The sequence below is a fragment of the Agrobacterium sp. ST15.16.024 genome (assembly GCF_027956545.1).
Lineage (GTDB): Bacteria > Pseudomonadota > Alphaproteobacteria > Rhizobiales > Rhizobiaceae > Agrobacterium > Agrobacterium cucumeris.
On record NZ_JAQKGO010000002.1, the window covers coordinates 513,078 to 527,674 of the forward strand.

At 60.7% G+C, this 14,597-nt stretch carries 13 protein-coding genes; 2 read left to right on the forward strand and 11 right to left on the reverse strand.

Going from position 1 to position 14,597, the window contains the following annotated elements; genetic code table 11:
* The first annotated feature begins 26 nt into the window (after nucleotides 1-26).
* Nucleotides 27-1,079, forward strand: coding sequence for a threonine aldolase family protein (locus PL640_RS10890; RefSeq protein ID WP_142841583.1), 1,053 nt, complete (start codon nucleotides 27-29; stop codon nucleotides 1,077-1,079).
* A 33-nt stretch (nucleotides 1,080-1,112) separates the two neighbouring features.
* Here the strand turns inward: PL640_RS10890 and PL640_RS10895 are convergent, their stop codons facing one another.
* The 10 genes from PL640_RS10895 to PL640_RS10940 all read right to left on the reverse strand — a co-directional run bounded on the left by PL640_RS10895 (nucleotide 1,113) and on the right by PL640_RS10940 (nucleotide 12,057).
* Nucleotides 1,113-1,802, reverse strand: coding sequence for a response regulator transcription factor (locus PL640_RS10895; protein WP_271361856.1), 690 nt, complete (start codon nucleotides 1,800-1,802; stop codon nucleotides 1,113-1,115).
* A 60-nt stretch (nucleotides 1,803-1,862) separates the two neighbouring features.
* Nucleotides 1,863-4,565 (reverse strand): sensor histidine kinase, encoded by a 2,703-nt coding sequence (locus tag PL640_RS10900; protein ID WP_271361857.1) that lies wholly within the window; start codon nucleotides 4,563-4,565, stop codon nucleotides 1,863-1,865.
* A 55-nt stretch (nucleotides 4,566-4,620) separates the two neighbouring features.
* Entirely contained in the window at nucleotides 4,621-5,187 is a 567-nt protein-coding gene (gene kdpC / locus PL640_RS10905) for a potassium-transporting ATPase subunit KdpC (RefSeq protein ID WP_271361858.1), read from the reverse strand.
* A 12-nt stretch (nucleotides 5,188-5,199) separates the two neighbouring features.
* On the reverse strand, nucleotides 5,200-7,284 hold the full coding sequence (gene kdpB, locus PL640_RS10910; RefSeq protein ID WP_271361859.1) for a potassium-transporting ATPase subunit KdpB: 2,085 nt from the start codon (nucleotides 7,282-7,284) through the stop codon (nucleotides 5,200-5,202).
* A 44-nt stretch (nucleotides 7,285-7,328) separates the two neighbouring features.
* Nucleotides 7,329-7,493, reverse strand: a complete 165-nt coding sequence (locus PL640_RS10915; RefSeq protein ID WP_174031935.1) for a hypothetical protein — start codon at nucleotides 7,491-7,493, stop codon at nucleotides 7,329-7,331.
* Nucleotides 7,494-7,502: 9 nt separating this feature from the next.
* Nucleotides 7,503-9,206: a potassium-transporting ATPase subunit KdpA gene (gene kdpA / locus PL640_RS10920; protein ID WP_271361860.1), complete on the reverse strand. Its 1,704-nt coding sequence runs from the start codon at nucleotides 9,204-9,206 to the stop codon at nucleotides 7,503-7,505.
* A 33-nt stretch (nucleotides 9,207-9,239) separates the two neighbouring features.
* Nucleotides 9,240-9,329 carry a K(+)-transporting ATPase subunit F gene (gene kdpF, locus PL640_RS10925; RefSeq protein WP_035226808.1) on the reverse strand — a complete coding sequence of 30 codons (90 nt, stop codon included), beginning with the start codon at nucleotides 9,327-9,329 and terminating at the stop codon, nucleotides 9,240-9,242.
* A gap of 12 nt (nucleotides 9,330-9,341) precedes the next feature.
* Nucleotides 9,342-9,497, reverse strand: a complete 156-nt coding sequence (locus PL640_RS10930) for a hypothetical protein (RefSeq protein ID WP_156316058.1) — start codon at nucleotides 9,495-9,497, stop codon at nucleotides 9,342-9,344.
* A gap of 149 nt (nucleotides 9,498-9,646) precedes the next feature.
* Entirely contained in the window at nucleotides 9,647-10,600 is a 954-nt protein-coding gene (locus PL640_RS10935; RefSeq protein WP_271361862.1) for an asparaginase, read from the reverse strand.
* Entirely contained in the window at nucleotides 10,597-12,057 is a 1,461-nt protein-coding gene (locus tag PL640_RS10940) for an amino acid permease (RefSeq protein ID WP_271361864.1), read from the reverse strand. Before PL640_RS10940 ends, PL640_RS10935 begins: the two co-directional genes overlap by 4 nt.
* Nucleotides 12,058-12,324: 267 nt before the next feature.
* Between PL640_RS10940 and PL640_RS10945 the strand changes: the two genes are divergently transcribed.
* Nucleotides 12,325-13,752, forward strand: coding sequence for an aspartate ammonia-lyase (locus PL640_RS10945; protein ID WP_271361865.1), 1,428 nt, complete (start codon nucleotides 12,325-12,327; stop codon nucleotides 13,750-13,752).
* Here PL640_RS10945 and PL640_RS10950 read toward each other — a convergent pair.
* Entirely contained in the window at nucleotides 13,721-14,437 is a 717-nt protein-coding gene (locus PL640_RS10950; protein WP_142841591.1) for a FadR/GntR family transcriptional regulator, read from the reverse strand. The two genes, PL640_RS10945 and PL640_RS10950, sit on opposite strands and share 32 nt — an antisense overlap.
* Nucleotides 14,438-14,597: the final 160 nt, after the last annotated feature.

The following is a 14,597-nucleotide window of genomic DNA, read 5'->3' on the forward strand; positions in this document are numbered from 1 at the left end:
CCTCAGCTATCGGAAAGCCTTCAGAGATGTTTTTTGCTTCAGACAATTGGGCTGGCGCCCATCCGGCCGTCAACGAACGGCTTTCGCGGGAATCCACCCGCTTTGCCGCCGCTTACGGCACCAGCGAACTCGATCTCTCCATCGAAAAACGCTTCAACGAGATATTCGAGCGCGAGGTCGCGGTGTTTTTCGTCGCCACCGGCACGGCGGCCAACTCGCTTTCGCTGGCCAGCATCGCCCGCCCCGGCGGCCTGACCTTCTGTCATTCGGAAGCCCATGTGATCGAAGATGAATGCGGCGCGCCTGATTTCTTCAGCGGCATGCGCATGGTCGCCGTCGAAGGGCCGGATGGCAAGATGCTGCCGGAAAACCTGATCGAACGTATCGCGCGTTATCCGCAGGACGCCGTTCACCATGGCCGCGCCGCCGCCATCACCATGACCCAGGCAACCGAAGCCGGCACGGTCTATACGCTCGATGAAATCGACGCCATCGCCAGGATCGCCAAGGACAACGGCCTGCCACTGCATATGGATGGCGCGCGTTTTGCCAATGCGCTTGCCGCACTCGGCACCACGCCGGCCGAAATGACCTGGAAACGCGGCGTCGACGTCCTGTCTTTCGGCGGCACGAAAAACGGCTGCTGGTGCGCGGAAGCGATTGTCTTCTTCGATCCCTCGCTCGCCCGGGACTTCTCCTTCCTGCGCAAGCGCACCGCCCAGCTTTTTTCGAAATCGCGTTTCATCGCCGCGCAGTTCGAAGCCTATCTGCAGGACGATCTGTGGCTCGGTCTCGCCGGCCACGCCAATGCCATGGCCAACCGGCTGCGCGCCGGCTTCGGCTCGCTCAACAGCGCCCGCCTCGCCTGGCCGACACAGGCCAACGAAGTGTTCGCCATTCTGCCGAAGGCAGCCGCCGAAGCCGCAACGGCCAAGGGTGCGAAGTTCTATGACTGGCTGGAGCCGCGCGACATGCCGGAAAAGGTCGGCAAGGACGAAATGCTGATCCGCATGGTCACCAGCTTTGCGACGACCGAGGCCGACGTGGACGAATTCCTGTCGATCTGCGCCTCTGTCTGACACAACATTTGAGGGCGTCCCATAACGGCGCCCTCAAACCTCCTGAAGCCGGTAACCGACACCGGTTTCCGTCAGGATATAACGTGGCTGGTCCGGGATTTTTTCGATCTTCTGGCGGAGCTGGCGCACATAGACCCGCAAGTATTGCACGTCGGTCAACTCATCCCACGCATGCTCAAGTAAAAATCGGTGCGTCAACACCTTGCCCGCATGCTGCACCAGAACCCGCAGAATATCATACTCCTTGGGCGAAAGTTTCACCTCACGGTCCTCCACCTTGACGATACGCCGGACGAGATCGACCGAAAGGTCGCCGGTCTGAAATACCGGTCTTTCCCCCTGGCTCTGCAGGCGGTGGCGCAGGGCGACGCGGATGCGGGCGACAAGCTCGTTCATGCCGAAGGGCTTGCTGATGTAATCATCCGCCCCCAGTTCCAGCGCCTTGACGATACCCGCCTCATCCGTGCGGCTGGAGAGAATGATGACCGGCAACGCCAGTCCTTCGCCACGCCATTTGGCCAGAAGATCATGCCCCGACATGTCAGGCAGGCCCAGATCGAGAACGACGAGATCGGGCTTGTCCTGCTCGACGAGCTCCATCGCCACCTTGGCATTCATGGCCTCGCTCACCGCATATCCTTGCGTCGACAGCCCCACCCGCAAAAGCTTGCGGATCGGCGGTTCATCGTCGACGATCAGAATGCGGACGGCGGAATTGGTCATTCCCGATCTCCTGTAGCGGCACGACGAAGCACGTGAATGATTCTCTTCTGAAATCGCGCCCTAATCATGATCTAGCACGGGAGCGTCAGGGGAAGCGGGCAGGCTTATGATAAATTGCGCGCCTGAGCGACCTGACCTGTTCTCCGCCCGGATCAACCCGCCCATGGCCTCGATGAAACCCTTGCAGATGGATAGCCCGAGACCCGTGCCGGCCTGCACATGGTCCGCCTTGCGCACCCGGTAGAAACTGTCGAACACCCGCTCTGTATCATCAGGGGGGATACCCGGTCCCTCATCCGCAACGGACAGGAGGACATGCCTGCCCTGTCGCCACCCTCTGATCTCGATTGCCGTCTGTTCAGGTGCGTATTTGGCTGCGTTGTCGATCAGATTAAACAACACCTGCTCGAAAAGCACCGGATCGACCTTCAGCATTGGCAGATCGGAGGGAATATCGAGAACGATCTCATGCCGGACGACGATTTTCGCCGCACGCGAAAGCGCCGTGCCGACCATGTCACCAACAAAATGCAGCCCGTAATTCGGTTCCATCGCGCCTGAGCCAATTCTTGTCATATCCAGCAGATTGGAGATGAAACGGTTCAGCCGCTCGGACTCCTCAATGATCGTCGAAAGTAACTCAGTGCGCGCATCTGGCGGAATGTCGTCGGCAAAATCCTTGAGCGTTCCGGCAGACCCCAGAATGGCGGCAAGTGGCGTCTTCAGGTCGTGGGAAATGGAGGTAAGGAGAGCGGTGCGCAGCCGGTCGGTTTCCGCCGCGAGCCTTGCCCTGTCGACGTCCGAGACAAGCTGGATACGTTCAACGGCAAGCCCCGCCTGATCGGCAAGCGCATCGAACAGCCGCTGCTGTTCGGGTGTCAAAAGCGGGCCCACCCTGTCGTCATCCAGCCCCACCACGCCGATGGCGCCGCTGCCGGTGCGTAACGGCAGATAAAGGCGCTTGGCACCCGGCAGCGTATCCGCGCCGCGACCCGTGGCTCTGTTATGCTCCCATGCCCATTGCGCAGCGGCGATATCGGCATCCGCCAGCGTATCATCCGGTGGATAACCCGCCTTGACGGTAATCGTATTGTTTTCCGGCAGCAGCAGAACGACCCGGACCTTCAGCATCGAAGCCATCTGGTAAGCGGTTGCCCACAACACATCATCCAGCGTGCCCGTGCCCGCCAGTTTTTTCGAAAACAGATAGAGGTCCTCGGTCGTGCGTGCCCTCGCCCGCGCCGACGCCGCCTGCCGCTGCACCGCGACGGCCAGATTGGAGGCAACCAGGGCCACCCCGAAATAAAACAGCAGCGCCACGACGCTGTCCGGCGCGCTCACCGTCAGCGTGTAACGCGGCTCCAGAAAGAAGAAATTGAAGGCGAAGGCGCCAAGCAGCGAGGCATAAAGTGCCGGCCCCAGCCCGCCGCGCACGGCCGCAGCCAGAACCGCCATCAGGAAGACCAGCGCCAGGTTCCGGACGTCGAGCATCTGGTCCAGCCCGATGCCGACAACGATAGCCACCGCCACCAGCAGCGTACTGCTGAGATAGGCCTTGATCCGATTGCCAAGGCGCGGAGATGCCTGCTTTACCGTCGGCGCCGGCTTTTCCGCCGTCTTGTCGCCGGAAATGACGTGAACGCTGATATCGCCCGCATGGTCGATCAGTTCATGGGTGAGCGAGCGCTGGAACAGGCGCTGCCACCAGTTCTTTTTCGGACGACCGATGATGATATGGGTGAAATTATTGGCGTTTGCATAGGCAATGATCTCGCGTGTCAGATCAAGTGCTGGCAGGGTTACCGTCTCGCCGCCCAGCTTCTCGGCAAGCCGCATGGTGCCGGCCAGCCGGTCCTTCTCCGCTTCCGATAATTGCTGCGAACGCGGCGTATCGAGATGCAGCGCCGTCCATGGCGCGCGCAGCCGGTCTGCCTGCCTTCGGGCATAACGCACCAGACCCGGGCCATTGCCGCCGTGGTCCAGACAGACCAGAACCCGGTCTCCCGCGGCCCATGGTCCGGAAATGGCGTGCGACTGCATGTGGTTGAGCAATTGCTCATCCACCCGCTGCGCCGTGCGTCGAAGCGCCAGTTCACGCAACGCCGTCAGGTTGCCGCGCGAAAAATAATTCTCGATGGCGCGCCGCGCGGTGCGGGGCATGTAGACCTTGCCATCCTGCAGGCGTTTCAGCAGATCATCGGGGGTGATGTCGATGATTTCGACATCGTCGGCCCTGTCGATGATGCTGTCAGGCACGGTTTCGCGGACGCGAATGCGGGTGATCTGCGCCACCACATCATTCAGGCTTTCGACATGCTGGATGTTCAACGTCGTATAGACGTCTATTCCCTGTGCGAGGATTTCTTGAACATCCATATAGCGCTTGGGGTGGCGGCTGCCGGCGGCATTGGTATGGGCAAGCTCATCGACCAGCACCAGCGCGGGGCGGCGGGCGAGTATCGCATCGAGATCCATCTCCTCCAGCATCTGACCGCGATAATCGATGCGCTTGCGGGCGACCACCTCCAGCCCTTCAACCAGCGCCTCGGTTTCTCGACGGCCATGGGTTTCCACGACGCCGATGATCGTGTCGACGCCATCCGCAAGCTTCGCACGGCCGGACATCAGCATTTCATAGGTCTTGCCGACGCCGGGGGCTGCACCCAGAAAAATCTTCAGCCGGCCCCGCGCCTCGCGCCGGGCATTCTCCAGCAGCGCATCGGGCGACGGTCGGCTCGGCATATTACTGATATCGTCAGGCATATAACCCACCAGTGGTCGAAGCTATGGCTTCCGAAGAAGCCATAGCCATTTCAGTTCATGAGCCGGCTGCGTCAAGAGCCATGTTGAGCACCAGTACATTTACGACGGGTTCCCCCATGAAGCCCAGTTCCGGTCCCTCGACATGGCGCTGGACGATGGCACGCAACGCGGTTTCATCCATGCCCCTTGCCTTTGCGACGCGCGCAACCTGAAAATAGGCGGCCTCAGGCGAAACATGCGGGTCAAGACCACTACCCGATGCCATCACCAGATCGGCCGGCACTTCGGCTGCCGGGTTCTCGGCTTTCGCCGTCTCATAATCCTGTTTCACCCGGTCGATCAGCTTGGCGCTGGTCGGGCCAAGATTGGAGCCGGAAGAGGCGGCGGCATTATATCCGTCACCAGCGGCCGACGGCCTGCCGTGGAAATATTTCTCACCCGTGAAGGCCTGTCCGATCAATTGCGAACCCACCACGCTGCCGTTTTTCTCGATCAGGCTGCCATTGGCCTGAAAGGGAAAGAGCGCCTGCGCAAGGCCCGTCATGCCCAGCGGATAGGCAAGGCCGGTGATGGCGGTGGTGGCAAGGATCAGCACCAGTGCGGGACGAAACTGTTTGAACATTGTCTTTACTCCTCAGGCAAGACCGAGCGCCGTAATGGCGAGGTCGATGGCCTTGATGCCGATAAAGGGAACGATGATGCCGCCGAGGCCATAAATGACCAGATTGCGCGACAGCAGCGCACCGGCGCCGATCGGACGATATTTGACGCCCTTCAGCGATAGCGGGATGAGCGCGATGATGATCAGCGCATTGAAGATGATGGCGGAAAGGATCGCGCTTTGCGGCGTCGAAAGCCCCATGACGTTCAGGACGCCAAGCTGCGGATAGAGCACCAGGAACATAGCCGGGATGATGGCAAAATATTTGGCGATATCGTTGGCGATGGAGAATGTCGTCAGTGCACCGCGTGTCATCAGCAACTGTTTGCCGATTTCGACGATCTCGATGAGCTTGGTCGGGTCGCTGTCGAGATCGACCATATTGCCCGCCTCGCGCGCCGCCACCGTGCCAGTGTTCATGGCGACGCCGACATCGGCCTGCGCCAGCGCCGGGGCGTCGTTGGTGCCGTCGCCGCACATGGCGACGAGCTTGCCCTTGGCCTGTTCCTCGCGGATCAGTTCCAGCTTGTTTTCAGGCGTTGCCTGGGCGAGGAAATCATCGACGCCTGCTTCCGCCGCAATGGCAGCCGCCGTCATCGGATTGTCGCCGGTGATCATGACGGTGCGGATGCCCATGCGGCGAAGCTCGGCGAAGCGTTCGCGAATGCCGCCCTTGACGATATCCTTCAACTGCACGACGCCGAGCAGTTTTCCGTCCCGCACCACGGCAAGCGGCGTACCGCCAGCCTTGGCGATCTCTTCCGCGATGGCACGGATTCCACGCGTGGCATCGGTTTCGGTTTTGACGGCCAACGCCGCATTGCCCTGTTGTGCAACGCCGCCATCGACATAGGACAGCACGGCATCGACCGCACCCTTGCGAATGGAGGCGCCCTCAAAATCGACGCCGCTCATGCGGGTCTGGGCGGTGAAGGGCACGAAGGTGGCATGCAGCTTCTGCATGTCGCGGGCGCGGATGCCGTATTTTTCCTTGGCGAGAACGACGATGGAACGGCCTTCCGGCGTCTCATCGGCAAGCGAGGCGAGCTGTGCGGCATCGGCAAGCTCCTGCTCGGAAACGCCGGCGATAGGCCGAAACTCGGTCGCCTGCCGGTTGCCGAGCGTAATCGTGCCGGTCTTGTCCAGCAGCAGCGTATCGACGTCACCTGCCGCTTCGACGGCGCGGCCGGACATGGCAAGTACGTTGAAGCGCACCAGCCTGTCCATGCCGGCAATACCGATGGCGGACAGAAGAGCGCCGATGGTTGTCGGGATGAGCGTCACGAACAGCGCCACCAGCACGATGATCGGGATGGAGCCGCCGGCATAGGTCGCGAAACTTGGAATCGTCGCGGTGGCCAGAACGAAGATCAGTGTCATGCCCGCAAGCAGGATGTTGAGCGCGATCTCGTTCGGTGTCTTCTGGCGCTCGGCACCTTCGACCAGGGAAATCATCCGGTCGAGGAAGGTGGAGCCGGCAGCAGCGGTGATGCGCACCCTTATCCAGTCCGACAAAACCTGCGTGCCGCCGGTGACGGCCGAACGGTCGCCGCCGGATTCGCGGATAACCGGGGCGGATTCACCTGTTATCGCTGCCTCGTTGACGGAGGCCACACCTTCAACGACTTCGCCATCGGAGGGGATGATATCGCCGGCTTCCACCAGCACGACATCGTTGACCTTCAGGCTGGTGCCCGCCACCATCTTGTACTGGCTGCGGTCATCGCCGGTCAGCAATTTCGCCTGGGTTTCTGTTCGGGTCCGGCGCAGCGAATCCGCCTGCGCCTTGCCGCGCCCTTCGGCAACGGCTTCGGCAAAATTGGCAAACAGCACGGTGAACCAGAGCCAGAGGTTGATCTGGAAGGAAAAGCCGAGATTGCCGCTGCCGATGATCAGATCGCGGATGAAGAGCACGGTCGTCAGCACCGAGACCGTCGCCACCACGAACATGACCGGGTTGCGGGCAAGCGTGCGCGGATTGAGCTTTTTGAATGCGGCGGCAATGGCCGGCACGAGAATGCGAGAATCGAGGATGCTCGCTTGTTTGGACTGGCTCATGAAGAGGCTCCAGCGTTTGAAACAGGGCGACCGATAAGGGTCGATCAGCCCGTGAGAACTTCGAGAGCGACGACGGCGGCGAACAGGGCCGCCATCATCGCAAGAATGAGATTGGACGCGCACCAGCCGCCGGGACCGGCGCTCCTTTTGACGGGAGCACCAGTGCGGACAGGAAGGTTGCGGCGGTATCGAGGGGTGTCATTGGTCATCGTGCCACCTCAAAAGACCTGGCCCGCGGCCATCACCAGGTGTTCCGCCACCGGACCAAGCGCCAGCGCCGGCAGGAAGGTGAGGCCACCGACAATCAGGATCGTGCCGACAAGCAGGCCGACAAACAGCGGACCGTCCGTCGGGAAGGTGCCGGCCGATGCCGGAACGGTCTTCTTGGTGACCAGCGAACCGGCAATGGCCAGTGCCGGAATGATCACCAGAAAACGCCCCATCAGCATGCCGAAACCAAGGGTAATGTTGTACCAGGTGGTATTGCCGGTGAGACCGCCGAAAGCCGAGCCGTTATTGGCGGCTGCCGAAGTATAGGCATAGAGGATCTCGGAGAAACCGTGCGGTCCAGCCGTGCCGATCGACGCCACCGCCGATGGCAGGACCGTCGCCGTGGCGGTGAAAGCCAGCATGGCGAGCGGCAGGCAGAGAATGGCCAGAATCGCCATCTTCATTTCCTTGGCCTCGATCTTCTTGCCGAGATATTCCGGTGTGCGGCCAACCATCAGACCCGCCACGAAGATGGCGATGATGATGAATAGCAGAATACCGTAGAAACCCGCGCCGACACCGCCGACGATCACTTCACCCAACTGCATGTTGATGAGCGGGACGAGACCGCCGAGCGCCGTGAAACTGCCATGCATGGCGTTGACCGCGCCGCAGGACGCGGCTGTGGTGATGACCGCAAACAGCGACGAAAGCGCCACTCCGAAGCGAACTTCCTTGCCTTCCATATTGCCGCCCGCAAGACCAAAGCTGTGCATCAGCGGATTTCCGGCCGCTTCCGCCCAATAGGTGACGGCGACACCGGCGATGAACAGAACGCCCATGGCCGAAAGGATCGCCCAGCCCTGGCGCTGGTTGCCCACCATGCGCCCGAAGACATTGGTGAAGGCCGCCCCGATCGCAAAGATCGAAACCATCTGGATCATGTTGGAAAAGGCATCTGGGTTTTCAAACGGATGCGCGGAATTGGCGTTGAAGAAACCGCCGCCATTGGTGCCGAGCATCTTGATCGCCAGCTGCGATGCCACCGGGCCGACCGCAATCGTCTGCTGCGCACCTTCGAGCGTTTGTGCCGTGACATAGGCACCGAGCGTCTGCGGCACGCCGAGCCACACATAGACAAGGGTCAGTACGATGCAGAGGGGCAAAAGCACGTAGAGCGTCGCACGGATCATATCCACCCAGAAATTGCCGATGGCCTTGCCCGAAGCGCGCGAAAAGGCGCGGATGAGGCCGATGGCGATTGCCATGCCCGTGGCGCCGGAAACAAAATTCTGCACGGTCAAACCAGCCATCTGGGTCAGATAAGACATGGTGCTTTCGCCGCCATAATTCTGCCAGTTGGTATTGGTGACAAAGCTGACCGCCGTGTTGAACGACAGTTCTGGCCCGACGGCCGGCATTGCCTGAGGATTATAAGGCAGCACGGCCTGAAAACGCATCAGCGCGTAAAGCAGGGCAAAACCAAGGAGGTTGAAGAGCAGCATGGAGAACGCATAGGTCGTCCAGTGCTGTTCCTCGCGCTCGCTTGTTCCGGCAAGGGCATAAAGGCCGCGCTCGACGGGGACAAGAACCGGCGAAAGCAGGGTGCGTTCACCACTAAAGACACGCGCCATATAGAAGCCGAGCGGCTTCACCAGCGCAAAAATGATCCCGCAAAACAGCAGAATCTGAAACCATCCATTGAGGGTCATTGTATTGGACTTTCAATAGCCGCCGCTTCCCGATCAGAAGCGTTCGGGGCGAATGAGAGCATAGGTGAGATAGGCGGCGATAAAGACGGTGACGGCACCGCTGAGGACATAGTCGAATATCATCGCAGCCTCCGTCTAAAGCCGGTCGCAGGCGCGCGTATAGGCAAAGCAGAGGGCGAAGAACACCGTCGCTGCGCCGATCAGAACAAGGTCCATCATGATGGGACTCCTTTTTTCCACGAGGAGCCTGACAGGAAGAAAAGCGCCGCCATGTGGGACGTCGCTTTTCATTCTTTCTGGCTCAGGAAAGGAACACCATCCCTTCCCGAACAGAAGAATGCACCCGAACCGCATAAAGGTTCGAGACGGCCAAAATGGGAATAAAATAGGAATCCTATAGGAATTTCGATGCCCGCAGACGCGGGCACCGCTGCCGTTTCTTAGAGAGAAAGCGGCTCGCCGAAAGCGGAAACGATGGTTTCCGCGGTGTTTTTGCCGGCCAGCAGCGCCGCCAGCAGAATGCGGGCCTGGCCCGGGCGAAGCGTGGAAGAGTGCACGGCACCGGCCGCGACAAGGTCATGTCCACCACCGCCGCCGCCATAACTTGCGACAAGACGGCCTTCCGGCACACGGCTGGAAACGACGACAGGGACGCCACGTTCCGCGCAGCGTTTCACCGCCTCGGCAATATCAGGATTGGCGTTACCGGAACCGAGCGCGGCGAGCACGATACCCCCAGCGCCCGCCTGCAGGCTCGCATCAATATGGGTGGCGTCACAGCCGGGATGGATGGCGACGATATCAACCCTGATGTCGGTGACGGGAGCAGCAAGGTTCGGCGCTGAGGCCTGAAGCACCGGTCGCGCCGAGCGAAAGGCGTCCGCCGCATCCGCACTCAGCTTGTAAAGCCCCCAGGCCGGCAGACAACGACCGCCGAAGGAGAGGAGCACGCCCTTTTGCACATTCTGCGGATCGAGCGCCGTTTCTATGGCCTGCGCCAGATTGGCCGGTCCGTCTGCATCCGGGTGGTCTGCCGTAAACTGTGCACCGGTGAAGACCACCGGCTTGGTGAGGCTCTGCTGCAGATTGACGAGTAGCGAGGATTCTTCCATGGCGTCGGTACCATGCAAAACAACGACGCCCGCCACCGCGGGGTCGTTAAGTTCCAAGCCTACCGCATCGCTGATGCGCTGCATGTCTGCCAATGTCAGGCTGGAGGAATCCTTGGCCATCAGATCGACCGGCTTCAGCCGGGCGCTGATCTGCGGCACCAGCGACAGTAGGTCCTCGCCGGAAAGGCTGGGCGTACTGGCGCCATCGGCACCACGCCGGCTGGCGATGGTGCCACCGGTGGCGATGACCGCCACCAGTGAAGTTTCACCCTGCCCGCTCAATGCGACGGCCCCGCGCCGGCCGCACGTTCAGCCGCCAGACGGTGGATACGATCGCGCAGCAGATACCAGCCAATAATCAGCGCCGGGATGATGACCAGCAGCGAAGCGATGGTCCAGGAGCCGACGGGATAATCAAACGCCATCAGCACAAGTACGCCGAACAGGAAGACGAGCGTGAGAATGCCGGTGTAAGGCGCGCCGAACATGCGAAAATCCGGACGCGCCAGTTCGCCGCGCTGCGAAAGTTGCCAGAGCTTCAGCTGGCAGAGCACGATGACGGCCCATGCGCAGATGATACCAAGTGCCGAGAGGTTAAGGGCAATTTCGAAGGCCGAAGCGGGAACGACGGCGTTCAAGGCCACGCCGAGAACGGTGACCACGGCGGTGACCGCAATGCCGCCATAGGGCACGCCGGCCTTGTTCATCTTCGCCAACGCTGCCGGAGCCGAGCCCGAAACGGCCATGGAATGCAGAATGCGGCCGGTGGAATAAAGACCGGCGTTGAGCGAGGAGAGCACGGCGGTCAGAACCACGAGGTTCATGATCACGTCGGCACCCTCTACGCCGATGGAGCCGAAGAAGGTGACAAAGGGGCTCTCACCGGCCTTGTAGGCGGTATAGGGCAGAAGCAGCGTGAACAGCAGCACCGAACCGACGTAAAACACCACAAGGCGCAGAACGACGGCGCGGATGGCGCGGGGCATGACCTTGCGCGGGTCTTCGGTTTCACCCGCCGCCGTACCGATCAGCTCGATCGAGGCATAAGCGAAAACGACACCCTGAATGATGACGAAGGCCGGCAGAATGCCGTTCGGGAAAAAGCCGCCATTATCGGTAATGAGGCTGAAGCCGGTAACATGGCCCTCGATGGGCGTGCCGAAGATGACGAAATAAACGCCGACGACGAGAAAAATGGCAAGCGCCAGAACCTTGATCAGGCTGAACCAGAATTCAAGCTCGCCAAAGACCTTCACCGACAGCATGTTCATCGCCAGCACGACCAGAAGCGCAGTCATGGCGAAGACCCATTGGTCGATGCCCGCCAGCCACGGAACATATTGCTTGAAGAAATTCATGTAGAGGGCAACGGCGGTCACATCCGCCACCGAAGTCATCGCCCAGTTCAGCCAATACATCCAGCCGGCGGCAAAGGCCATTTTCTCGCCGTAGAACTCACGGGCATAGGATACGAAGGAACCGGAGCTCGGGCGGTGCATGATCAGTTCGCCAAGCGCGCGCAGCACCAGGAATGCGAAGAAGCCGCAGAGCGCATAAACAAACACCAGCGCCGGACCTGCCTGCGCCAACCGGCCGCCGGCGCCAAGAAACAGACCGGTGCCGATCGCGCCGCCAATGGCGATCATCTGAATCTGACGCGGCTTGAGGGCCTTGTGGTAACCGAGTTCCTCTTCGACGAAGACCTCACGTTCGGCAGGCGCCGTTTTCCCAGAATGCATGGATTTATCCTCCCGATAAACTGCTTTAGTCGGCGATAAGCCGGAAATCAAAATGAAACTGGCACAGTCCGTGCTGGAAATATGGCCAGCATGCGCATGCATGCTGTAAAGCTGCATGACAGATTTTCGCCCCTCATAATGGCAGATAATGCCGTTCGTCAAGGGTATTCGATATGATTGACCTTCTCCTCCGCCCAGATTAAGGTCAAAAAATCTGTAAGACAGCTTTACAGATATAGCAACACTTAAAAGCCAGTGGAGGAAAAAGTGAGTGTGACGCGCAGGGAGCATGATTTGCTCGGAACGAAGGAAATTCCGGCTGATGTCTATTGGGGTGTGCACACCGCACGCGCGGTAGAAAACTTTCAGATCACCGGAGTGACCATCGGCCACAACCTCTATCTCGTGCAGGGATTAGCCTATGTGAAGGAGGCGGCGGCGCGCGCAAATCACGAACTCGGTCTGCTCGATACCGAGCGAATGGAAGCAATCGCTGCGGCCTGCCGCGAAATCCGCGCCGGCGCGCTGCACGAGCAATTCGTGGTGGATGAAATCCAGGGCGGAGCCGGCACCTCCACCAACATGAATGCCAATGAGGTCATCGCCAACCGGGCGCTTGAACTGCTCGGCCACCAGAAAGGCGATTATGCCCGCCTTCACCCCAACGACCATGTCAACCTCAGCCAGTCCACCAACGACGCCTATCCGACGGCGGTCAATGTCGGCCTGATCGAATCAATCGACGATCTGGCGGTCTCCATGGGCGTGCTGAAGGACGCTTTTGACCGCAAGGCGCAGGAATTTGCCGGCTTCATCAAGATCGGGCGCACGCAATTGCAGGACGCCGTGCCGATGACGCTCGGCCAGGAATTCCGCACTTTCGTGGTGATGCTGGGTGAAGATCAGGCCCGCCTGATCGAATCCGCGGCCCTGCTGCACGAGATCAATCTTGGCGCCACCGCCATCGGCACCGGCCTTAATGCGCCGCGCGGTTATGCGGCGCTTGCCTGCCAGCATCTGGCAGCGCTGACCGGACGGCCGCTGGTGACCGCGGTAGACCTTATTGAAGCGACACAGGACCCCGGCGCATTCGTGCATCTGTCCGGCGTGTTGAAACGCGTGGCCGTCAAGCTGTCGAAAACCTGCAACGACCTTCGCCTGCTCTCCTCCGGCCCGCGCGCCGGCATCGGAGAAATCACCCTGCCGTCAGTTCAGGCGGGTTCCAGCATCATGCCGGGCAAGATCAATCCGGTCATTCCCGAAGTCGTCAATCAGGTCGCCTATGCGGTCATCGGCAACGATATCACCATCACCATGGCCGCCGAAGCCGGGCAGCTGCAGCTGAACGCCTTCGAACCGATCATCGTGCGTGCCCTTTCCCAGAGCATCAGCCAGCTCAGCGCCGCCTGCCGCACACTGGCGGAACGCTGCGTTGACGGCATCGTCGCCAACCCCACCATCATGGCGCAGCGTGTGGAAGAATCGATCGGCCTTGCCACCGCACTTAATCCGCTGATCGGTTACTACGCGGCAACGGAAGTGGCCAAGGAGGCGCTCGCCAGTGGCCGCACCGTGCCGCAGGTGGTTCTGGAACGTGGATATTTGACGGAAGCGCAATTGCAGCAGGCGCTGAGCCCGCGGCACCTTGCCAACCTGCCAGCACTTACGGTTGACGAGCCCGATCTTCTCCAATGATCGTCGTCACCACCTGCTTCACCTGCCCGAGGTGAAGCTCCATCGCCTCGCGCGCCTCAGGTGCTGAACCTCGCCGGATCGCCTCAACGATCCGGCGGTGCTCGTAATTCGACGCAACGCGACGGCCCGCCATCAGATTGACCATCTCGGATTGCTGGGACACAGCCTCGCGCGCATCAGCGACCACCTTGGCAAAGAGAGCATTGGCGGAAGCTTCCGCGATGGCGCAGTGGAACTGCCCGTCCAGCAACACCCAGGGGTGCGGCCTTTCTTCGGCGTCCATCCGGTCGCAGAGGTGCAGCAAAACCTGCAACTGGGCATCCGTGCGCCTGAGCGCCGCCCAGCCGGCCGCCGGCACTTCAATGAAAGGGCGGGCCTCGATCAGATCGCGGGCAGAATAAGCACCGTAATTCAGTTCGGAAGGCGGCGTCGGCGTCATTACATAGGTGCCGCTTCCAGTGCGGGTCTGCGTCAGCCCCAAAGTCTGGAGAGACCGCAACGCCTCGCGAATGATCGGCCGGCTGACGCCGTATCTTTGTGCCAGATGCGCCTCGGACGGCAGCCGTGTGCCGACCGCAATCTGCCCCGAAGTAATCGCTGAGCGGATATCTTCAAACACCGCTTCCGCGGCATTCTTGCGATTGATCGGCTGTGCATCCGCAAGCCAATCCGACAACCCGCCCATCTTTAAACCCTCCGCACCCTCAATATGCCTGCCATCCAGTATGAAAGGACGGCTGCCGCACACGCGGCTAAGCCGACCTTCCTAACACTATCCGGCCGGATGGAACAACGACGGCGGATATTTTTATCGGAGGAAGGAAGCGGCGGCCGCTTCCCTCCAG

Coding starts and splice junctions, on each gene's coding strand:
- kdpC (WP_271361858.1), bottom strand. CDS start 5,187: ATGTTCAAACAGTTTCGTCCCGCACTGGTGCTGATCCTTGCCACCACC.
- PL640_RS10915 (WP_174031935.1), bottom strand. CDS start 7,493: ATGACCAATGACACCCCTCGATACCGCCGCAACCTTCCTGTCCGCACT.
- PL640_RS10930 (WP_156316058.1), bottom strand. CDS start 9,497: ATGAAAAGCGACGTCCCACATGGCGGCGCTTTTCTTCCTGTCAGGCTC.
- kdpB (WP_271361859.1), bottom strand. CDS start 7,284: ATGAGCCAGTCCAAACAAGCGAGCATCCTCGATTCTCGCATTCTCGTG.
- kdpA (WP_271361860.1), bottom strand. CDS start 9,206: ATGACCCTCAATGGATGGTTTCAGATTCTGCTGTTTTGCGGGATCATT.
- PL640_RS10890 (WP_142841583.1), top strand. CDS start 27: ATGTTTTTTGCTTCAGACAATTGGGCTGGCGCCCATCCGGCCGTCAAC.
- PL640_RS10895 (WP_271361856.1), bottom strand. CDS start 1,802: ATGACCAATTCCGCCGTCCGCATTCTGATCGTCGACGATGAACCGCCG.
- kdpF (WP_035226808.1), bottom strand. CDS start 9,329: ATGATATTCGACTATGTCCTCAGCGGTGCCGTCACCGTCTTTATCGCC.
- PL640_RS10950 (WP_142841591.1), bottom strand. CDS start 14,437: ATGGGCGGGTTGTCGGATTGGCTTGCGGATGCACAGCCGATCAATCGC.
- PL640_RS10900 (WP_271361857.1), bottom strand. CDS start 4,565: ATGCCTGACGATATCAGTAATATGCCGAGCCGACCGTCGCCCGATGCG.
- PL640_RS10940 (WP_271361864.1), bottom strand. CDS start 12,057: ATGCATTCTGGGAAAACGGCGCCTGCCGAACGTGAGGTCTTCGTCGAA.